Annotated in this window: 16 protein-coding genes; 5 read left to right on the top strand and 11 right to left on the bottom strand. The window is 72.1% G+C overall.

The annotated features are described in order from the left end of the window. The first annotated feature begins 186 nt into the window (after positions 1 to 186). Together ACH4FH_RS22525 and ACH4FH_RS22520 are read left to right on the top strand one after the other, a co-directional pair. Entirely contained in the window at positions 187 to 921 is a 735-nt protein-coding gene (locus ACH4FH_RS22525) for an MBL fold metallo-hydrolase (RefSeq protein WP_398557663.1), read from the top strand. A gap of 69 nt (positions 922 to 990) precedes the next feature. Next, positions 991 to 1,827, top strand: a complete 837-nt coding sequence (locus ACH4FH_RS22520; RefSeq protein ID WP_398557662.1) for a DUF3097 domain-containing protein — start codon at positions 991 to 993, stop codon at positions 1,825 to 1,827. A gap of 54 nt (positions 1,828 to 1,881) precedes the next feature. Here ACH4FH_RS22520 and hemW read toward each other — a convergent pair whose 3' ends face one another. The 4 genes from hemW to lepA form a co-directional block, all read right to left on the bottom strand. Next, positions 1,882 to 3,114 (bottom strand): radical SAM family heme chaperone HemW, encoded by a 1,233-nt coding sequence (gene hemW, locus ACH4FH_RS22515; protein ID WP_398557661.1) that lies wholly within the window; start codon positions 3,112 to 3,114, stop codon positions 1,882 to 1,884. A 48-nt stretch (positions 3,115 to 3,162) separates the two neighbouring features. Then, positions 3,163 to 5,271, bottom strand: coding sequence for a SpoIIE family protein phosphatase (locus tag ACH4FH_RS22510; protein WP_398557660.1), 2,109 nt, complete (start codon positions 5,269 to 5,271; stop codon positions 3,163 to 3,165). Between the two features lie 336 nt (positions 5,272 to 5,607). Continuing rightward, positions 5,608 to 7,497 (bottom strand): AMP-dependent synthetase/ligase, encoded by a 1,890-nt coding sequence (locus ACH4FH_RS22505; protein WP_398557659.1) that lies wholly within the window; start codon positions 7,495 to 7,497, stop codon positions 5,608 to 5,610. A 342-nt stretch (positions 7,498 to 7,839) separates the two neighbouring features. Continuing rightward, positions 7,840 to 9,714, bottom strand: coding sequence for a translation elongation factor 4 (gene lepA / locus ACH4FH_RS22500; RefSeq protein WP_398557658.1), 1,875 nt, complete (start codon positions 9,712 to 9,714; stop codon positions 7,840 to 7,842). Positions 9,715 to 10,066: 352 nt separating this feature from the next. Between lepA and rpsT the strand changes: the two genes are divergently transcribed. Together rpsT and ACH4FH_RS22490 are read left to right on the top strand one after the other, a co-directional pair. Then, the gene (gene rpsT, locus ACH4FH_RS22495) at positions 10,067 to 10,333 is read left to right on the top strand and encodes a 30S ribosomal protein S20 (protein ID WP_398557657.1); all 267 of its coding nucleotides are present in this window, start codon (positions 10,067 to 10,069) and stop codon (positions 10,331 to 10,333) included. A 382-nt stretch (positions 10,334 to 10,715) separates the two neighbouring features. Beyond that, on the top strand, positions 10,716 to 11,600 hold the full coding sequence (locus tag ACH4FH_RS22490; RefSeq protein ID WP_398557656.1) for a hypothetical protein: 885 nt from the start codon (positions 10,716 to 10,718) through the stop codon (positions 11,598 to 11,600). A gap of 166 nt (positions 11,601 to 11,766) precedes the next feature. Here ACH4FH_RS22490 and holA read toward each other — a convergent pair whose 3' ends face one another. Next, positions 11,767 to 12,750, bottom strand: a complete 984-nt coding sequence (holA, locus tag ACH4FH_RS22485; protein ID WP_398557655.1) for a DNA polymerase III subunit delta — start codon at positions 12,748 to 12,750, stop codon at positions 11,767 to 11,769. A 161-nt stretch (positions 12,751 to 12,911) separates the two neighbouring features. On the opposite strand from holA, the gene ACH4FH_RS22480 reads away from it, so the two are divergent. Next, positions 12,912 to 13,175 (top strand): hypothetical protein, encoded by a 264-nt coding sequence (locus tag ACH4FH_RS22480; RefSeq protein ID WP_398557654.1) that lies wholly within the window; start codon positions 12,912 to 12,914, stop codon positions 13,173 to 13,175. Positions 13,176 to 13,335: 160 nt separating this feature from the next. On the opposite strand, the gene ACH4FH_RS22475 is transcribed toward ACH4FH_RS22480, so the two are convergent. The 6 genes from ACH4FH_RS22475 to ACH4FH_RS22450 all read right to left on the bottom strand — a co-directional run bounded on the left by ACH4FH_RS22475 (position 13,336) and on the right by ACH4FH_RS22450 (position 20,934). Then, positions 13,336 to 14,193 (bottom strand): arylamine N-acetyltransferase, encoded by an 858-nt coding sequence (locus ACH4FH_RS22475; protein WP_398557653.1) that lies wholly within the window; start codon positions 14,191 to 14,193, stop codon positions 13,336 to 13,338. Beyond that, on the bottom strand, positions 14,193 to 14,678 hold the full coding sequence (locus ACH4FH_RS22470) for an RrF2 family transcriptional regulator (RefSeq protein ID WP_398557652.1): 486 nt from the start codon (positions 14,676 to 14,678) through the stop codon (positions 14,193 to 14,195). Before ACH4FH_RS22470 ends, ACH4FH_RS22475 begins: the two co-directional genes overlap by 1 nt. Positions 14,679 to 14,881: 203 nt before the next feature. Beyond that, complete coding sequence (locus tag ACH4FH_RS22465; RefSeq protein WP_398557843.1) at positions 14,882 to 17,872, bottom strand: ComEC/Rec2 family competence protein; 2,991 nt, start codon at positions 17,870 to 17,872, stop codon at positions 14,882 to 14,884. 17 nt (positions 17,873 to 17,889) lie between these two features. Further along, positions 17,890 to 18,831 (bottom strand): helix-hairpin-helix domain-containing protein, encoded by a 942-nt coding sequence (locus ACH4FH_RS22460; RefSeq protein WP_398557651.1) that lies wholly within the window; start codon positions 18,829 to 18,831, stop codon positions 17,890 to 17,892. Positions 18,832 to 19,175: 344 nt separating this feature from the next. Further along, entirely contained in the window at positions 19,176 to 20,021 is an 846-nt protein-coding gene (locus ACH4FH_RS22455) for a DegV family protein (protein WP_398557650.1), read from the bottom strand. Between the two features lie 124 nt (positions 20,022 to 20,145). Further along, on the bottom strand, positions 20,146 to 20,934 hold the full coding sequence (locus ACH4FH_RS22450) for a hypothetical protein (RefSeq protein ID WP_398557649.1): 789 nt from the start codon (positions 20,932 to 20,934) through the stop codon (positions 20,146 to 20,148). Between the last annotated feature and the right edge of the window lie 113 nt (positions 20,935 to 21,047).

Raw genomic sequence — 21,047 nt, 5'->3', positions numbered from 1 at the left:
CTCCTGTCCGGGCGTCCTGCCGCTTCGTCTTCCCTGGCACTCACACGGGCCGAGTGCCAGGCCCTGAGCCAGTGTACGGCCGGGTAGCAAGGCTTGGGCAAGGCCGGCCGTACCGAGTCCCTACCCCAGGGTGGTGATCATCAGGTCTGCCGGGCAACGCTATCGCGATGGAGCTAGCGTCTCGGTATGGGCACTGCTTGGGAAGAGGCGGGATGGGAACGGCTCGGTGACGGTATCGCCAGGCGGCGGATGCCCGGGTGGGACGAAACCATCGGTGTCATCGCCGGATCCACCGGCGTGATGATCGTCGACACCGGCGCGACGCTGCGCGACGGCGCGGATCTGCGGCGCGCGATCCGCGGCGTGCTCGGCAGGGAAGTGACACATGTCGCTCTCACCCACCCGCATTTCGATCATGTGCTGGGCACCGCCGCCTTCGCCGGCGTCGAGGTCTTCGGCGCCGCCGGTCTCGACGAGCTGCTGCTGCGCGAACGGGACGCGCTGCGGCTGTCCGCGGTACGGCACGGCGTCGATCCGGACGCCGCGGCCGAGGCCGCCGATCTGCTCGTCCGCCCGCACCACCTCGTGCACGGCGAACTGACCGTCGATCTCGGTGGCCGGTCGGTGCTGCTCGCCAACGTCGGCCCCGGTCACACCGCCCACGACTTGGCCGTCCTGGTGCCTGGCCGGCACGGTGCCGCCGAGATCGTTTTCTGCGGCGACCTGGTCGAGGAGTCCGGCGAGCCGCAGGCCGGCCCGGACGCGCAGCCGCCGCGGTGGCCCGCGGCGCTGGACCGGCTGCTCGCCCTCGGCGGCGAGGACGCGGTGTACGTACCGGGGCACGGCGCCGTGGTGAATGCCCGGTTCGTCCGTGACCAACGCGACGCTCTGGCCACCCGTTTCGGCGTGTCCCCCGACTGACCGGCCCGCTGCCTCTATCTTCCGTCCCGTCCTTACCGCAACCGGCCGTGCGTCACAGAACAGGTCCTCATGCAGAGCAAGCGCTACAGCCCCGACCTCACCCCGCCCTGGAAGAAGCAGCAGCCCGCCCCCGAGGTGCCCGCGGAGCCCGATCTGGTGGTCGAGGAGGTCACCTCGGGCTTCTGCGGGGCGGTGATCCGCTGCGAGAAGACCTCGCAAGGCCCGACAGTGACCCTGGAGGACCGGTTCGGCAAGCACCGGGTGTTCCCCATGGCGCCGCGCGGCTTCCTGCTGGAGGGCCGGGTCGTCACCCTCGTACGGCCCCAGGGGCGGCCCGCCGCGAGCGCCCCGGCGCGGACGGCGTCGGGCTCCCTCGCCGTCCCCGGTGCCCGCGCCCGGGTCGCGCGAGCGGGCCGGATCTACGTGGAGGGCCGGCACGACGCCGAGCTCGTCGAGCGCGTCTGGGGCGACGACCTGCGCATCGAGGGCGTCGTCGTGGAGTACCTGGAGGGCATCGACGATCTGCCGGCGATCGTCCGCGGCTTCTCGCCCGGCCCGGACGCCCGCCTCGGCGTCCTCGTCGACCACCTGGTCCCTGGCTCCAAGGAGTCCCGCTTGGCCGCCGAGGTCGCCGGCGCCGACACCCTCGTCGTCGGCCACCCCTACATCGACGTCTGGGAGGCCGTGAAGCCGTCGTCCGTCGGCATCCCGGCCTGGCCGGCGGTGCCCCGCGGCCAGGACTGGAAGACCGGGGTCTGCCGCGCCCTGGGCTGGCCGGACAACACCGGCGCCGCCTGGCAGCGGATCCTGTCCTGCGTCCACTCGTACAAGGACATCGAGCCGGCGCTCCTCGGGCGGGTCGAGGAGCTGATCGACTTCGTGACGGCCCCGGACATGAGGGAGTAGCGCCGCGGATTCGCGGCGCCCCGGGCGGCCCTCGGACGGCCCGGTCCCTCCGGGTCAGTCGACCAGGTCCCGCACCACCGCGTCCGCCAGCAGGCGTCCACGCAGGGTCAGCACGGCGCGGCCGCGCTCGTACGGGCCGGACTCCAGGAGGCCGTCGGCCAGGGCGCGGGCGGCCGCGCGGGCGCCCGCGGGGGCGAGCAGGTCCAGCGGGCAGCCGTCGGAGAGCCGGAGTTCGAGCAGGATGCGCTCCACGCGACGGTCCTCGTCGGGAAGGATCTCGCGGCCGGCGCCGGGAGAGCGGCCCTCCGCCAGGGCCTGCGCGTAGGCGCCGGGGTGCTTGACGTTCCACCAGCGCACGCCGCCGACGTGGCTGTGCGCCCCGGGGCCTGCGCCCCACCAGTCCGCGCCGGTCCAGTACAGCTCGTTGTGACGGCACCGCCCGGCGTCGGAGGTGGCCCAGTTGGAGACCTCGTACCAGGTGAAACCGGCCGCGGCCAGGCGTTCGTCGGCGATCAGATAGCGGTCGGCGTGCACGTCGTCATCGGTCATCGGGACCTCGCCCCGGCGGATCCTGCGGGCCAGCTGGGTGCCCTCCTCGACGATCAGCGCGTAGGCCGAGACATGGTCGGGTCCTGCGGCGATCGCGGCGTCCAGCGAGGCCCGCCAGTCGTCGTCGCTCTCGCCCGGCGTGCCGTAGATCAGGTCGAGGTTGACGTGGTCGAAGCCGGCCGCGCGCGCCTCCGCGACACATGCCTCTGGGCGCCCCGGGGTGTGCGTGCGGTCGAGGACCTTCAGCACGTGCTGCCGCGCGCTCTGCATGCCGAAGGAGACCCGGTTGTAGCCGGCCTCCCGCAGCTCGGCGAGGTAGCGCGGATCGACGGATTCCGGGTTGGCCTCGGTGGTGATCTCGGCGTGCGGCGCGAGGCCGAACTCCTCGCGGATGGCCGCCAGCATCTTGCCGAGGTCGGCGGCGGGCAGGAGGGTCGGGGTGCCGCCGCCGACGAAGACTGTCTCGACCGGGCGGGGGTCGTCCCCCAGCACCTTGCGGGCCAGCCGGATCTCCGCCACGACGTGGTCGGCGTAGTTGTCGCGGGAGGCGAGGGCGCCGCCGGAGCCCCGCAGCTCGCTCGCGGTGTAGGTGTTGAAGTCGCAGTAGCCGCAGCGGGTCGCGCAGTACGGCACGTGCAGATAGAAGCCGAGGGGCCGTCCGGCCGCCCCCGCCAGCGCATGACCGGGCAGCGCCCCGTCCTCGGGCATCGGCTCACCATCAGGCAGTGCGGAAGGCATGGAGACCATTGTCCGTCATCCGCACACGGGCTCGGTCCGCGCGCCCGCCTACGCCGGCGCGACCGCCGCCGCCTGGAGAACCAGCAGGGCCAGGTCGTCGTCGGGCGGTGTCGGTGCGAAGGCGTGGACCGTGCTGCGGATGTGCTCGGCGATGGCACCGGCGCCGAGGCCCGTACAGGCCGCGAGGGCGGTCGTCAGGCCCTCCTCGTCGTCGAACTGGCGCCGCCCCGAGCGGCGCTCGGTCACCCCGTCGGTGACGCACAGCAGCGTCTCACCGGGGCACAGGTCGAACGACTCGCTCACATACGAGGCGTCCTCCACGACTCCCAGCAGCATCTGCGGCACCGCGACGACCCGGACCGCGCCGTCCGCGCCCAGCACCAGCGGCAGCGGGTGGCCGGCGCTGGCGAGGGTGCAACGGGCACCGCCGGAGCCGTTGCGGTACGGCACGATCTCGCCGTAGAGCAGCGACAGGAAGCGGGCCTGCTCGCCCTCGTCGCGGATCTCGACCGGCGCTTCGGCGCCCGCACCGGCCGCCGCGACGGCGGCCGCGACCGCCGCCACCGAATCCGCGGCCTCCCGCGCCATGGTCTTGTTGAGCCGGTCCAGCACCTCGCCGACGCCGAAGCCGTCCCGGGCCAGCAGCCGCAGCACCGGCCGCGCCAGCCCGGTGACCGCGGCCGCCTCGGGGCCGCTGCCGCAGACATCGCCGAGCGCGAAGCACCAGCGGCCGTCGCCCGCGTCGAACAGATCCCAGAAGTCCCCGCCCGCCCAGGCGCCCTCTCGCGGTTCGTAGACGACCGCCGACTCCACCCCCGGCACCTGAGCTCGCCCACGGGGCAGCAGGCGGCGTTGCAGGACCTGGCTGATGCGCTCCTGCCGGCTGTAGGCGCGGGCGGTGGCGACGGCGCGGGCGACCCGGCGGCAGAGGTCCTCGATCAGGCCGACCACCTCGTCGGGGAAACACGGCAGGCCGCCGCGGCCGAGCAGCAGGGTGCCGAGCCGGCGGCCGCCCGCCACCAGGGGGCAGGCCAGCGCCGCACCGCCCTCGCCCTGCGGTTCGTGCGGCCAGGGCACCGCGGTGGGCAGCTGGCCGAGGGCGCCGCCGCGGGCCGCTCCCGGCAGCGGGTCCTTCTCCAGAGCCGCTCGGAGTGCGTCGATCCGGCTCTCGTTGGAGTGCCAGACGCGGGCCAGCCGCTGCGTCTCCCCCGCCGCGTCGATGCCCCGCCCCGGAGCGCCGCCGTCGCCGTCGTACAGCCACACCGCGCACCAGTCGGCGAGCCGCGGCACGCTCAACTGGGCGGCGAGGGACGCGACCTGATCGGCATCGAGCTGACCGGAGAGCAGGTCGGACGCCTCGGCGAGGAAGGACAGCGCACCGTGGTGGATCCACTCCGCGTCGGAGTGCTGCCGGGCGGCCCGGCGCGGCGCCGGGGCCAGCAGCTCGGCGGCCCGCAGCCCGCGTTGCAGCATCTGGTGGTCGAAGAAGATCTCCGACTCGGGCAGGGCCGCGCCCTCCGGCGCCCCGACGGGGAGACGGAACCACACGGTCTTCATGGCGCGGCGGTAGGTGATGCCCCAGGACTCGGCAACCGCGCCGACCAGCTGCAAGCCGTGGCCACCGCCCTCCGAGGCCGCACCGTCCTCCCGGCCGCGCACCGGCCGCGCCGGGTGGTGGTCGGAGACCTCGATGACGACGCCCGCGCGGCCGGCCTCCTCCGTGTCGCCCTCGGGGAGCGCGGCATCGGTGGCCGCCCGCGCGCCCGCGTGCGCCTCCGGGTCCCCGGGCTCCGCCGACTCTCCCGGCTCCAGGCGGCAGCGCAGCTCCACGGCCGTGCCGGCATGCACCACGGCATTCGTGACCAGCTCGCTGACCAGCAGCACCGCCTCGTCCGCCAGTCGGCCGGTGAGCCCCTCGGCGCCGGGCAGCTCCTGGGCGGCCCAGTCGTCGAACGCGGTCCTGACGAACTGCCGGGCATCGGCCGCGGCCCTCGGATCCCCGGGGAGGCGGGCCCGCCGGGAGCGGGCGGCGCCCCCGGCGGGGCCTGGGAAGACCGCACCCGCGGCATCCGCAGGCGGCGCCCCGCGGGAGCCGCTGCCGGCCACCGCACCCGCCACTGTGACGTCGTCCCGCTGGGATGAAGTTGTCGTCCGCATTGCGCAACTCCCGAGCAGCTCCGCTACGGCGCCGGATGCGCCACCGACAGAGTGACAGAACGAGCGCACCCATAAGCACCGAGTGACCGAAGTCCGTGGTCACAGGGGGTGCCGCGGGCCGAGGTGACGGGACCGTCGGGCGGGGGCGAACCACCCGTACGGACCACTGCCGCAACGGGGCCGGTGCGGCGGACGGTGCGGGCGGGGCGTGCGTGCAGCGCCGAACGGGGCCACCGGCACGCGCTCAGCGGAGCCGGGCCTCGGGAACGGCGCGGGGCGGTGCCGAGCGGCTCCCGCCACCCCGCACCGCCCCGCGCGGCCGGTCGTCGCGCGCCGCTACGCCTCCACCGATCCCGCGTACATGTCGTCGAGCAGATCCTTGAACGTCCGCTCCACCACCGGCCGCTTGACCTTGAGGCTGGGGGTCACCTCGCCGTGCTCGATGTCCAGGTCACGCGGCAGCAGCCGGAACTTGCGGATCTGCTGCCAGCGCTGCAGCCCCTCGTTGACCCGCTCGACATAGCCGTCGACCAGCTCGCGGACCTGCTCGGAGGCGACAACCTCGGCGTAGGTCCTGCCCGCCAGGCCGTGCTCCTTCGCCCAGCTCATGATCGTCGGCTCGTCGAGGGCGATCAGCGCGGTGCAGAAGTTCCGGTTGGCGCCGTGCACCAGCACATTGGAGACGAACGGACAGACCGCCTTGAACTGGCCCTCCACCTCGGCCGGCGCGATGTACTTGCCGCCGGAGGTCTTGATGAGGTCCTTCTTGCGGTCGGTGATGCGCAGGTAGCCGTCGTCGGACAGCTCCCCGATGTCACCGGTGTGGAACCAGCCGTCGGACTCCAGGACCTCGGCGGTCTTGTCGGGCAGACCGTGGTAGCCCTCCATGATGCCGGGGCCGCGCAGCAGGATCTCGCCGTCCTCGGCGATCCGCACCTCGGTACCGGGGAGCGGCTTGCCGACGGTGCCGGTGCGGTACGCCTCACCGGGGTTGACGAAGCTGGCGGCGCTGGACTCCGTCAGGCCGTAGCCCTCCAGGATGTGGATGCCCGCGCCGGCGAAGAAGTAGCCGATCTCCGGGGCGAGCGCGGCCGAGCCGGAGACCGCCGCGCGCAGCCGGCCGCCGAAGGCCTCCCGCAGCTTGCCGTAGACGAGGGTGTCGGCGACCTTGTGCTTGGCGCCGAGCGCGAACGGCACCGAGGCGCTGCCCGTGCGGCGGAAGTTGTCCTGCGAGACCTTGGCGTACTCACGGGCCACCCCGGCCGCCCACTGGAAGATCTTGTACTTCGCGCCGCCGCCCTCCCGGGCCTTGGCCGCGACGCCGTTGTAGACCTTCTCGAAGATCCGGGGGACGGCGGCCATGTAGGTCGGCCGCACCACCGGCAGATTCTCGATGATCTTGTCGACCCGGCCGTCGACGGCGATCACATGGCCGACCGCGACCTGGCCGGCCGTGAGCACCTTGCCGAAGACGTGCGCCAGCGGCAGCCACAGGTACTGCACGTCCTCCTCGGCGACCATCCCGGTCGACTGGATCGCGCGGGCCATGTACGACCAGCAGTCGTGCGTCAGCCGTACGCCCTTGGGCCGGCCGGTGGTCCCGGAGGTGTAGATCAGGGTCGCCAGCTGGTCGGCGCGCAACGCGGCGACCTGCTCGGTGACACAGTCCGGGTGCTCCTGGAGGTAGGCGGCGCCGCGCTTTTCCAGGTCGGCGAGGGAGAGCACCCAGCCGTCCGGGTCCTCCTCCGCGGCCTGCGCGTCCGCCTCCTCGATGACGATGACATGGGCCAGGTCGGGCAGCTCAGCCCGCTTCTCGCGGGCCTTGGCGAGCTGCCCCGCGTCCTCCGCGATCAGGACCCGGCTGCCGGAGTCGGCGAGGATGTAGGCGGTCTCCTCGGTGTTGGTGCTGGGGTAGACCGTGGTGGTGGCGGCGCCGGAGCACAGCACACCGAGGTCGGCCAGAACCCATTCGACGCGGGTGGAGGAGGCGAGCGCCACCCGCTCCTCGGGGTTGACGCCGAGGGCGATCAGACCGGCGGCGGTGGCGAGGACCCGCTCGGCGGCCTGCGCCCAGGTGATCGTCTTCCAGTCGTCCGGCCCCTCGCCCGAGGCGGCCGGCACCGGATAGCGATAGGCCTCGATATCGGGCGTGGCCGCGACCCGTTCCAGGAACAGGGTCGCCACCGAAGGCGGCCGGTTTTCGATCAGCGTGTGGGTGTCCGTCACGGCATCCTCCGGGGCCCGCTTCGTTGCTGGTGACTCGCGAGTAACCTTTGAGCAGTGATCAGACTAGAGCGCGTTGCGCCGACGCGTAAGGGGCTACGGCCGACTCGTTCACGATGTGACCAGTGCGATAGGTGTACAGGGCAATATTGACACCCGGCAGAGAGCCGCACCTCCCGCAAAACCGCAGGTCCCGACAGGTAGCAGCAGAGATGCGTCCCCGGAACGTAACGCTCCGTATTTCTTCCGGAACCCACTCGGACAGCCGACAGGGCGCAGGCCCACGGGGGACCTGCGCCCTGCTCAACTCTGACGAATGCCGTGCGGCGATGCTTTCCCGGCGGACTACTTCTTCGCCTTGGCCTCGCCGTCGGAGTCCGAGGACAGCACCGCGATGAAGGCCTCCTGCGGGACCTCCACGCTGCCGACCATCTTCATCCGCTTCTTGCCCTCCTTCTGCTTCTCCAGCAGCTTCCGCTTACGGGAGATGTCACCGCCGTAGCACTTGGCGAGGACGTCCTTGCGGATGGCGCGGATGGTCTCGCGGGAGATGACCCGGCTGCCGATGGCGGCCTGGACCGGGATCTCGAACGCCTGCCGCGGGATCAGCTCGCGCAGCTTGGCGACCAGCCGCACGCCGTAGGCATACGCCTTGTCCTTGTGCGTGATCGCGGAGAACGCGTCGACCTTGTCGCCGTGCAGCAGGATGTCGACCTTCACCAGGTCGGCGGCCTGCTCGCCGGTGGGCTCGTAGTCCAGCGAGGCGTAGCCGCGCGTCTTGGACTTGAGGGCGTCGAAGAAGTCGAAGACGACCTCGGCGAGCGGCAGGGTGTAGCGGATCTCGACGCGGTCCTCGGAGAGGTAGTCCATGCCGAGCAGCACACCGCGGCGGTTCTGGCACAGCTCCATGATCGAGCCGATGAACTCGCTGGGCGCCAGGAGCGTCGCCCGGACGACCGGCTCGTGGACCTTGTCGATCTTGCCGGTCGGGAACTCGCTGGGGTTGGTGACGATATGCTCGGCGCCGTCCTCCATGTCCACGCGGTAGACCACGTTGGGCGCGGTGGCGATCAGGTCGAGCCCGAACTCCCGCTCCAGGCGCTCGCGGATGACCTCCAGGTGCAGCAGGCCGAGGAAGCCGACGCGGAAACCGAAGCCGAGGGCCGCGGAGGTCTCCGGCTCGTAGACCAGGGCGGCGTCGTTGAGCTGGAGCTTGTCCAGCGCCTCGCGCAGCTCCGGGTAGTCCGAGCCGTCCAGCGGGTACAGCCCCGAGAACACCATCGGCTTGGGGTCCTTGTAGCCGCCCAGCGCCTCGGTGGCACCGTTGTTGAGCTGGGTGATGGTGTCGCCGACCTTGGACTGGCGGACGTCCTTCACACCGGTGATGAGATAGCCCACCTCGCCGACGGACAGGCCGTCGGCCGGCTTCATCTCGGGGGAGTTCGTGCCGATCTCGAGGAGCTCGTGCGTGGCGCCGGTCGACATCATCCTGATGCGCTCGCGCTTGCCGAGCGTGCCGTCGACGACCTTGACGTACGTCACCACGCCTCGGTAGGCGTCGTAGACCGAGTCGAAGATCATCGCGCGGGCGGGGGAGTCCTTGACGCCGACCGGGGCCGGCACCTCGCGGACCACCTTGTCCAGCAGCTCGCCCACGCCGACGCCGGTCTTGGCGGAGACCCGCAGCACGTCCTCGGGCTCACAGCCGACGAGGTTCGCCAGCTCGGCGGCGAACTTCTCCGGCTGGGCGGCCGGCAGGTCGATCTTGTTGAGGACCGGGATGATCGTGAGGTCGTTCTCCATCGCCAGATAGAGGTTGGCGAGCGTCTGGGCCTCGATGCCCTGAGCGGCATCGACCAGGAGGATGCAGCCCTCGCACGCGGCGAGCGAGCGGGAGACCTCGTAGGTGAAGTCGACGTGGCCAGGGGTGTCGATCATGTTGAGAATGTGGGTTGTCCCACTCTTCTCCTCCCCCTCGGTGGGGGCCCAGGGCAGACGGACCGCCTGGGACTTGATCGTGATGCCCCGCTCGCGCTCGATGTCCATGCGGTCGAGGTACTGCGCGCGCATCTGCCGCTGGTCGACGACACCGGTGAGCTGAAGCATCCGGTCGGCGAGCGTCGACTTGCCGTGGTCGATGTGCGCGATGATGCAGAAGTTACGGAGGAGAGCCGGGTCGGTACGGCTCGGCTCCGGCACGTTCGTTGGGGTCGCGGGCACGCAGGGTCCATTCAGTGAACGCAGGTAAGCGGAACTCGGGCGGTCTTACGGGTCAGGGCGGAGCGGGCCGCGTCGTCCGGTACGGCACGTCGCCGGCGACGGACTTCCGTGTAAGGGGTCTACCCGGAAAGTTCCGACGATGCCGCGAGGTACCGTGCCGGACGCCGCGGACCCGCCGTGGTCCGTAGGACGCACCCGCAGGTGTGACGTCTCCCCCATCGTCCCATGCGCGGCGGCCCCGGTCCGGTTTGGGACGCCGCGAAGCCTGCTGGTAGCCTGGTCCACTGCGCTTCGTGCCCTCTCAAGTGCGAAGCGCGAATCGAAACTCCAACGAACCTGAAAAGGCTCTTTCGTGGCGAACATCAAGTCCCAGATGAAGCGGATCAAGACCAACGAGAAGGCTCGTCAGCGCAACAAGGCTGTCAAGTCCACTCTCAAGACCGCGATCCGTCGCACCCGCGAGGCCGTGGAGGCCGGTGACCTGCAGAAGGCCACCACCGCCCAGGCCGCCGCTGCCAAGACGCTCGACAAGGCCGTCAGCAAGGGTGTCATCCACAAGAACGCCGCCGCCAACAAGAAGTCGGCGCTGGCCAAGAAGGTTGCCGGCCTCAAGGGCTGACCCTTCGCTTACCGCACCACCCGTAAGACCTCTGCCGACAGGGACTCAGCGGCCCCTCTCTCCGCTCCCTGACGTTGCACACCGCGCCGCACACGGCCTGCGTTCGCCACGCGGGTGCGGCGCACCCGGCTCACCCCGGCGGACTTCCGCCGAAGGAGCCGCGAACGCTTGATGCGAAGGCCCCGCCTCCGCCCCTTCCCCGGGGCGAAGGCGGGGCCTTTCGTCTTTGGGGGTGGGTGCGGTGCGTTCGGGGGTGGCGTGTGGGGTGGGGTGGCGTGTGGGGGGACGTGTGGGGTGGGTGATGTGTCCACAGCTCTCCAGCGAGCAGGTCACAGGCCGTCGGCCGGGGTTAACCGACCGGCGGGTCCGCTACTCTGCCGCTATGTCCATCTCGGGGGATCAGAACAGCCCATATCCGCAGCCGCAGCCGAACCCCTACGGTCAGGTGCCCGCACCGCAGAACCCGGTGCCCGCGCAGCAGAATCCGTACGCCCAGCCCGTCCCGCCGCAAGGCCCGGGCGGTTACGGCTACCCGGCCACGGGCCTGCCGGCCGCCCCCGCAGGAGCGCCGGGCGCTCCGGGTGGCACCGGCCGGGGCGGATCCGGATGGTGGTGGGCGGTCGGCGGGGCAGTCGCCGCCTCCGCCATTTGGGCATCGGTGATGTTCGCGACCGGCAGCTTCAGCGAGTCCGAACCCAGCCCCGACCTCGCGGGCTACGCCTACACCAGTGACCTGTGCGCGACGACCTCGATGACGCCCTTCGAGAACGCCGGCTACCGGACCAAGGACAACAGCGGCTCGTCCACGAAGAGCGCCAACCCGCAGCACAGCGGCGCCCAGCAGACTTCGATGGACTCCATGTGGTGCAACACCGCACTGGAGCAGCGGAACGCGAGCAGCTCCGACTACTCCTCGACCTGGATCTACAACACCGCGGCCCTGCACAAGAAGACCGACCCCGGCCCGGAGTTCGCGGACAGCTACCGCTCGTACGAGAAGCAGGACAGCACGGTCGGCTACCGGGTCGAGTCCGTCCAGGGCATCGGCGACGAGGCGTATCTGGTGACGCGCAAGGACGAGGGCAGCAGTAGCAGCGGCTCGTACGTGATCCTCGGCGTACGGGACGGGTGGCTGACGTATCAGTCGACGTGGTCGAGCTATGCGTCGAGCAGCAGTGCCACCAAGCAGCCGACCTCGACCGAGGTGGCGACGATGCTGAAGACCAGCGCCACGGAAACGCTCAGGCGGCTGAAGACCTCGCGGTAGGGAGGGTGCGCCGGTCAGCAGGAGCTCGCCGGTCCGGGGAAGGGGCAGGTCAACGGGAGCTCACCGGTCCGGGGAACGGGCCGGTCAGCAGGAGCTCGCCGGTCCGGGGGCCGGCCAACGGGAGCCGACCGGTCCGGGGAGCTCGCCAGTCCGGGGAGCGGGCCGGTCAGCGGGAGCGGGCCGCGCGGGCGATCGTCACGACGGCCTTTTCCAGGGCGTACTCGGGGTCGTCCCCGCCGCCCTTCACACCGGCGTCGGCCTCGGCCACCGCGATCAGCGCCGTCGCCACCCCATCCGCGGACCAGCCGCGCATCTGCTGCCGTACCCGGTCGATCTTCCATGGCGGCATGCCCAGATCACGGGCGAGGTCACCGGGGCGGGCATTGCGCGGGGCGGAGGCCAGCTTGCCGATGGCCCGGACGCCCTGGGCGAGCGCACTCGTGATCATCACGGGCGCCACGCCGGTGGACATCGCCCAGCGCAGCGCCTCCAACGCCTCGGCGGCACGGCCCTCCACGGCGCGGTCCGCGACCGTAAAGCTCGATGCCTCGGCCCGGCCCGTGTAATAGCGCGCGACGATCGCCTCGTCGATGGTGCCCTCGATATCAGCAGTCAGCTGCGAGCAGGCAGAAGCCAGCTCGCGCAGATCGCTGCCGATCGCATCGACCAGCGACTGGCATGCCTCCGGTGTCGCGGAGCGGCCCACCGCACGGAACTCGCCCCGCACAAAGGCCAGCCGGTCGGCCGGCTTCGTCATCTTGGGGCAGGCCACCTCCCGCGCGCCTGCCTTGCGGGCCGCGTCCAGCAGACCCTTGCCCTTGGCTGCGCCGGCGTGCAGCAGAACGAGCGTGATCTCCTCGGCGGGCGACCCGAGGTATGCCTTGACGTCCTTGATGGTGTCCGCGGAGAGGTCCTGGGCGTTGCGCACCACCACTACCTTGCGCTCGGCGAAGAGCGAGGGGCTGGTGAGCTCGGCGAGAGTGCCGGGCTGCAGCTGATCGGAGGTGAGGTCGCGCACGTCGGTGTCCGCGTCGGACGCACGGGCGGCCGCCACCACCTGCTGCACGGCGCGATCCAGCAGCAGGTCTTCCTGGCCCACCGCGAGCGTCACGGGGGCGAGCGGGTCATCGTTAGCTGTCTTCCTGGCCATCGCGGTCCAGCATCCCACGCTCCACTGACACCACCGCCCGGCCCGCCCGCGGGAGCCGTCGGGCGGGTCCGGCCAAGAGGACCGGGCGGTGGACCATCTGCGGATCGGCAGCAGACCGACAGCGGGGCCGGTCGGCGAGGCAGTTCCGCGGTTACCGGACAATGGGCCACGTGAATGATGCACAACACCTGCGACACGTACTGGTACTGCCCGACCGCGATGCGGCGGAGGAATTGACCGAGGCGCTGACAGAGCGATTCCGGCTCACTGAGGAGCCGCAACTCGTCCGGGATGCCCTGGCCGGCGAGGACGACGCGGAGGACGCCCAGTGGCTGGTGGTCGTCGAGGACCCGGACGCCGCGTACGACCCGGCCCAGCTCGACAGCCTCGCCGCGGAGTACGAGGGCTGGCGCGAGGCGGAGTAGCGGCGTGGCGGGGGGCCGGGTGCCGGAGGGGCCGGGTGCCGGAGGTGGCCGGGTGCTCCGCCCTCCGGGGTAGCCGTGGGCGCCTCTTGGCTCGGCCTGATAGCTCTTGGCTCCGCCCTCCGGGTAAGCCGTGGGCAGCTCCTGGCGCGGCCCTGGGGGCCTAAGAGCCCGCCGGTGGGCCCGCTCGGTGCTGCACAGGACGCACGGTCGGCTCCCGGTCCAGCGTGATGCCGAAGTGGATGGCGTAAGCCGGAATGACCTCGTCCGCCTCCAACTCACGCTCACGCCGAGCGCCGCCGGACCGGCCCCCTCCCCCGGCTGCGGCTTCCGCCCCGGACTCGGACTCGGCCTCGGCATCGGTGATCACGAGCGTACGGCCGGAGAGCGTGACCCGACCGGTCTCCGTGAGCCGCGAGCAGACCAGGGACTGCGTGAAGTGGGACGTGGGTGAGGTGCGATTCCACCAGCAGCCGACTTCGAAGTCGGCAAGTGCGCGCGGGCGTTGTTCGATGCGGTACTGCGGCTCACCGTCCCGGAGGACATCAAGATCACCCTCGGACGTCTCCTCGATACGGAAGGCCCCTCCGGGATCCGGCTGGTCACCGCGCTCGCCCAGACTCAGCGGATAGTGGCTGTGCCTGCCGAAGCCGACGTCGGCGAGCCACGGCCCGGTGGGAGTGAGAACCCGCAGCGCCATGTGGTCGTACGGGATCCCGGGGCCGCCGGGGCCGAAGACTCGGGCGGCCAGCAACTCGACCTCGTAGCCGAGCGCTCGGAGCAAGGCGGCGAAGGCTCCGTTGAGTTCGTAGCAGAAACCACCGCGTCGGGCACCGACGAGTTTGTCCAGCAACGGCTGCTCCGCGAGCACGATCTCCTCACCGAGGTGAATGGAGAGATTCTCGAACGGGACAGTACGCAGATGGCTCAGGTGCAGGCTGCGCAGCGCATCGGCGTCCCGGGACGCTGGGCGGACCGCGTCGATGCGGCGGAGATATGCCTCGGTGGCGGCGAAGTCCATCAGCCGTGCGTCCTCTCGGAGGCGAACCAGCGGCGGGTGCGGTCGGCGGCCGAGGCGGGGACGCCCGCCATGACATCGGCGACCGTTTGGGCGGCGAGCTCGCGGCGCCAGGCGAGTTCGGCTCTGCGCATGGCCGTGGCGATACCGCAGGGCCGGCCGAACTCCCGGCCCGATGCCTCGGCGCCGGCACCCTGCCGGCGGATCTCCATGCAGCGGAAGGCGTCATCGGTGCCCTCGATCGCCGCCACGACGTCCATGAGGGTGATCCGCTCCGGCGGCCGCGCCAACCGGAAACCACCACGGGCCCCTGGGGTGGAACTCAGTATTCCGGCGCGTACGAGCGCTTGCAGCCGCTTGTTGAGATAGGCCGCCGGAAGCTCGAAGGAAGCCGCGAGTCGGGCGGTCGACACGGGCCCTTCCCCATCGAGCCAAGCCAGGGTCACACAGCAGTGCAGACCCCACTCGACGCCCTCACTCATCTTCATAATCTGGAGTCTACAGATCCTGGTTCGGGGAGGAGAGGAAGAGCGAGGCCGGGGCGACGTGGGCACGCGCAGGCGCCATTGCCGGTGCCACTGCCGGTGCCACTGCCGGTGCCGGTGCCGGTGCCGGTCAGCAGCTGGTCGGCAGGTGACGGCGGCGTGGGCGTGCTCGCAGCGTGGGCTCCACCGGGAGGCGGCGATGGCCATCACCGTCGCTCGGCCCCTTCCAGCCAGAGGCCCGCGGTGCGGCCGCCTTCCGGACGACGCACCTTGGGGGGACTCCGTGTGCGCGGATGGCTTCTGCGTGGACTCCTTGTGGGCGGATGGCTTCCGGGTGGACGCCTTCTGGGCAGACGGCTTCCGCGCGCGTGCCTTCCTGCCGCCCGGCTCACGGGTCCTCGGCCCCTCACTGCCGCGGACAGCTCGTCCCGTGCGCCCAGGACCGCGATGGCGCCATCGGTGTCGGTACGCAGCACCCGGGCGCCCATGGCCTGCAACGCCCCGATCGTGCGGGGTGCCGGGTGGCCGTACGGGTTGTCCGCGCCGCAGGAGATCAGCGCCAAGCGGGGCGCCAACCGGCGCATCAACTGCGGGTCCTGGTAGGCCGAGCCGTGGTGGGCCACCTTGAGGACATCCACAGCGGCCAGCTCCGGGTGAGCGGCCAACAGTGCCTGCTGAGCCGGAGGTTCGAGATCCCCCAGCAGGAGGATCGTGAGTCCGCCCGTCCGGACGAGCAGCGTGACGCTGGAATCGTTGGGACCCTCCGTGAACGGCGGTGGTGGGGAGGCCGGAGCCCCTGGGCCCGCCGGGAATGGGCCCGCGGGGGCGGGCGGCCAGAGGACTTCCCAGGTCAGCGGGCCCAGGCGGCGCCGCTCCCCCGGTACCGCGCGGAGCACCGGCACACGGGAGGCCGCCGCCCTGCTGCGTACGAAGCCGGCCTGGCCCGGCGGCTCCTGCAGCGTCGTGGTCTCGATCGCGCCGACCGAACGACCGCGCAGCACACCCGGGAGACCGTCGACATGGTCGGCGTGGAAATGCGTCAGAACCAGCAACGGGATACGGCGGATTCCCAAGTCGGTGAGGCAGCGGTCGATGGCACGGGGCTCCGGGCCGGCGTCCACCACCAACGCCGCACCGTCGCCGGCCGCGAGGACCAGGCCGTCCCCCTGCCCCACATCGCAGACCACGGCGCGCCACCCGGGCGGCGGCCACCCCGTGAGGACGCGGGTGAACGGGGCCGGGCGCCAGACCGCCAGGATCAACGCCAGGGCGCAGACCACACACAGCCACGGGCGGCGCAGGAGTCTGCGGCCGACCGGCACCAGCGCCACGGTGGCGGCCGCCAGCAGGGCCCCGCCCACCCAGCCACCCGGCCAGCCGAACTCCGCGCCGGGCAGCGCCGCCCCCGTACGCGCGACACCGGCGATCCACTCGGTGGGCCACCCGGCGCCCCACGCAAGCGCGTGGGCGAGCGGTGGCGCGAGCGGTGCGGCGGCCAGCGCGGCGAAGCCGAGGACGGTGGCGGGGGCAACGGCCAGCTCGGCCAGCAGATTGCAGGGCACGGCGACGAGCCCGACCCGGGCGGCGAGCACCGCGACGACCGGTGCGCAGACGGCCTGCGCGGCGGCCGCGGCGGCGAGCACCTCGGCGAGCCGGGGCGGCACCCCACGCCGCTGGAGCGCGGCACTCCAGCGCGGTGCGAGAAGGAGCAGCGCTCCGGTCGCCAGGACGGAAAGCAGGAAGCCGTGGCTACGAGCGAGCCAAGGGTCGTAGAGGATCAGCAGCAGCACCGCGGCGGCGAGCGCGGGGAGCAAGGAGCGGCGGCGCCCCGTACCGATCGCCAGAAGCGTGATCAGCCCGCAGGCGGCGGCTCGCAGCACACTGGGGTCCGGCCGGCACACCACGACGAAGACGAGCGCGAGCGCACCCCCGACCAGAGCCGTGCCCCGCAGCGACAAGCGCAGGCGCGGCGCCAGCCCTCGGCGTTCGGCACGTACCGCGAGGTGCGGCGGACCGATCAGCAGAGCGAGAACAATGGTCAGGTTGCTGCCGGAGACGGCGAGCAGATGCGTCAGGTCCGTGGCGTGAAAGGCATCGTCCAGCTCCTGGGACACCCGAGAGGTATCGCCGACCACGAGGCCGGGAAGCAACGCGCGGGCGTCGGGGCGCAGGCCGTCGGTGGCCTCGCGGAGCCCCCCACGCAGGTTTCCGGCCATCCGCTGAAGGACCGATGGCTGCCCGACCTTTCGCGGCGGCGCGTCGGCGGTCACCCGGAGGACCGCGGCGACCGGTTCGCCTGGCGAGGTCGGCGGCGCGGCACGGGCCACCACACGGATGCGTGTCGACGGCAGCAGCCCACGCCATGCCGACGACCACCCGCCGTGAGCCTCGGCACGCGGCCCGTTACCCGGTCCGTTCCGGGCGGAGGACTCGTTGCGGGCCGCGTGGCCCGTCTCCCCGCCACTCTCCTCGCCACCCGCGCGGTGCTGCTGAACGACGACCAGGGCAGGCGTCCGGACGGCGTTGATCGTCCCGTCAGGGGCTGTGACGCGGAGTGCGTCGGCGGTGAAGACCAGGGCGGGAGGCGTGCGTTGGGATCCGCGCACCCTGGGACGGGTCACCCTCGGATCACCGGTCACCTCCAGCTCGACCGTGACCTGTGCATAGCGCTCTGCCCAGGTGGGGAGGGGGCCACGGCGCAGATCCGCCGCATGCAGCGTCGCCGAAGCCGCCCCGGCCGCAGCGCTCAACAGCAGCGCCGCCAGAGCGACCAGCGTCCCGGCCGACCAGAGGCGAAGCGGACGGGAACGACGCCCCGGTGAGTGCTCTGCCGTGGAGCGCCCCGGTGACAGCTCCGCATGCGACAGCTCCTCTGCGGATGCCCTCTCCGCATCCGACGGCTCCCGCGTGGTGCTTCCGGCCGCGCCGGCAGCCGACGGCCCTGCAGCCTGAATGCTTCCTACTGTCTCCCCCGTCTCCCCCGTCTCCGCCCTGCGCCTGCCTACGGCGGCTCGTAACGACACAGCTGCGAGGACGACTGCCACGGCACAGACCGCGGCCACTGCGCCACCCGGGGCTCCCAGAGCGATCGCCGCGGCTGCCCAGGCTGCCAGCGCCGGTGCCACGAGGCGCAGATCGGCGGCGCCTTCCTGGCGAGGGTCCGATGCGCCGTGCGGCGACGCCGCGGACGCGTGCACCGCGGTGCGTGTGCGGGTCATGGCTGCACCAGAGGCCGCAGGTCGGCGAACCGGCGATCACCGATCCCGGTCACCTGACGGAGCTGGTCCACCGAGGTGAACCCGCCATGGGCGCTACGGAATTCGACGATGTGCCGAGCGAGTACGGGGCCCACACCGGGGAGGGTGTCGAGTTGCCCCTCGGTCGCGGTGCTGAGACTGATCGGCGCGCTCGGACCGCCGCCAGAACCCGGCCCCCCACCTCCGACACCGCCAACCCCCGCCTCACCGGCCCCGGTTACCGAACCCGCACCACTTCCCCCTGCAGCGCCTCCTGGGGCACCCACAACGCCGACCACGATCTGTTCGCCGTCGGCCAGCAGCCGGGCCTGGTTCAGGCCACGGGTACTCGCGCCGTGCAGCACACCGCCCGCCGCCCGGAGCGCGTCGGTCACGCGTGATCCGGCCGGCAGACGGTGAATGCCGGGATGCCGGACCTTTCCCGCGACATCGACGACCAGCTCCCGGCTCGCGGCGCCCGCCGAGCCGCTCGCCCCCGCAGCGGTCGCGGGCGGAGACGTCGACAGCGGTGGCGGCCCGTTCGACCGCCGGGGCCCGTAACGGCTCGGGACGCCCGGACCAGAAATGCTGAACGGCGAAGCCCACGGCCACCACGAGCACGAGGAGCAGGGCAGCCAGCGCCTTCGGGTCCGTGCCACACCGCGACTGGACCCACAACGGCAGCCTTTCGGACGCAGCCAGCCGTGCCCGCTCCCACCGGCCGCCCGAGCCGTGCGGCACGTCAGGCGGCGGCAGTTCGCGATCTTGGCGTCCCGCCGGGTCCGGAGTCGGAACTGGTGGATCGGGTGAGGCGGGCTGTGCCAGCGGCCCCAGAGGGGGGCGCGCGGGTTCCGCGTCGGCAAAGAGCGCAGCGGCCCGTGCGCGTACCGCCGCGGCGGCGTCGTGGCGACGGTCGGCATGCCCCGACACATGCTGCCGACGGCGCAGCACCCGCGCTCGCTCACGATCCCGTACCCGTTCACGCGTGAGCCTGCGCCTGCGGTCCCGGTTCCGCAGGTCGGATGCAGCCGCCCGGCCGGGCCCGGCGCCCGCAGTAGCTGAAGTTGATGCGCCGGCTGGAGTTGATACGGCCGCCGAAGCTGATACGGCCGTCGACGTTGATGCGCCTGAAGAAAGAAACCCGGAGTTCATACCGCCCGACGCTAAGCACCCCGGCCAGATCCTGCCGAGCGTCGCCACATTCCGTGGATAGCAGGCCAGTTGTGGATAAGTCCGTCACCCACAGGACTCTCCCAGCCACCGCTCAGCGCGGTGAGATCACTGTCCCCAGCAGACCCGGCCCCGTGTGCGCGCCGATCACTGCGCCCACCTCGCTCACATGCAGCTCCTGCAGCCCAGGAACCCGTTCCCGAAGCCGCTCGGCCAGCGCGTCCGCCCGTTCGACTGCCGCGAGATGGTGCACGGCGATGTCGACCTGTCCCTCCCCCGCCCGCTCCGCGGCGATCTCCTCCAGCCGGGCGATGGCCTTGGACGCCGTACGGACCTTCTCCAGCATTTCGATACGGCCGTCGGCCAGTTGCAGGAGGGGCTTTACGGCGAGCGCCGAGCCCAGCAGCGCCTGCGCCGCGCCGATCCGGCCGCCGCGCCGCAGGTAGTCCAGGGTGTCGACGTAGAAGTAGGCGGAGGTGCCCGCCGCGCGCTTCTCCGCGGCCGCCACCGCCTCGTCCATGTCCCCGCCGGCCTCCGCCGTCTCCGCGGCCGCCAGGGCGCAGAACCCGAGGGCCATGGCGACCATGCCGGTGTCCACGACGCGCACCGGAACGGGGGCTTCCTTGGCCGCGAGGACCGCCGCGTCATAGGTGCCGGAGAACTCCGAGGAGAGGTGGAGCGAGATGATGCCGCTCGCACCGGACTCCGCGACCGCCCGGTAGGTGTCGGCGAAGGCGGCCGGGCTCGGCCGGGACGTCGTCACCGGCCTGCGCTTCTGCAGCGCCTGCGCCACGGATCTCGCGGAGATCTCGGTGCCCTCTTGCAGGGCCTGGTCCCCCAGGACAACGGTCAGCGGCACGGCCGTGATCTGGTGGCGCTCAAGTGCCGCCCGTGGCAGGTAGGCCGTGGAATCGGTGACGATCGCGACATGGCGGGACATGACTGGGAGATTATCCGGGAGGCCCGCGGCCCGACAGTGCGGGCCCTCCCCCACGTCCATCAGTGCCCCAGGAGCGCCGGGACAACCCGGCCCGCGGGCCGCTCTCCAGGGCCCCCGAGCGCCCTCAGGTGGTCTCCTCGGGCCGCCGCGTCTTCTGCCATGGATACGACGCTTCCGCGCGCGGATCCCGGGCAGTGATCGCCTGCGGCTCATCCGGCGACGGCCCCCACGAGCGCCCGTCCGGCGTGCCGGCAGCCGCCCCCTGCCGCGCCCCGCCACCAGCACCAGCACCAGCACCAGCACCGAAAACGTCGCTCGCGCCCACGACCCCGCCCTCCGACGGCTCCCCTGTCGACGTCCGGGGCGCCTCCTGAGTCCAGTGGCGCAGCGCCCCCGCCTCGACGTCGATCTGATCGCTCAGCGCCGCGAGATCGTCCTCGGCGAACTTCCGTGCCCGGTCGCGCGCCGCCCAGCGCAGCGCCTCCGCGGAGCGCGTGATCTGTTCCGTACGCTCCCGGAGGTCCGGCAACCGGGCGCCGATGGTCGCCCGGTCGGGCTCCCGTTCCAGCCGCCTGAGCTCGCCGTCCAGCTCATGGCCGTGTGCGCTGAGCCGCTCGAAGAGGCCGGCCGCCTCGCTGAGCGAGGCGTCGTCCGGCGAGCCGGTCCGCAGGACGTCCTGGGTGGCGCGCATGGACGTCCGCAGCGACAGTCGCAGTTGCGCCAGCTCGCCGACGACGCCCGGCTGGGCGAGCGTGCGCGCCCGCAGGCTGGTGTCCTCGACGGTTCTGCGGGCCTGGGCGACGGTCCGGTCCACGCCCCGCTTGGTCGCCTGCACCGCCTTGACCGTGGCGAACACCCCGGCCGCCACGAACAGCACGAAGAGCAGCCCGAGGATGGCGACAACAGCTTCCATGGGCTCTCCCCAGAGGTGTCGGCGGCACGGCCCGCAGCCCGCGCCCTGTACTTCCACCGTAAACGGCTCGGGCAGGTCAGGGGTTCCCTTCGAACCCCCAACCTGCCCGTAGG

The organism is Streptomyces sp. NPDC017993 (genome assembly GCF_044328065.1).
Lineage (GTDB): Bacteria > Actinomycetota > Actinomycetes > Streptomycetales > Streptomycetaceae > Streptomyces.
The sequence above is the reverse complement of the archived record's forward strand: the minus strand, read 5'-3'. Positions and strand labels throughout refer to the sequence as shown.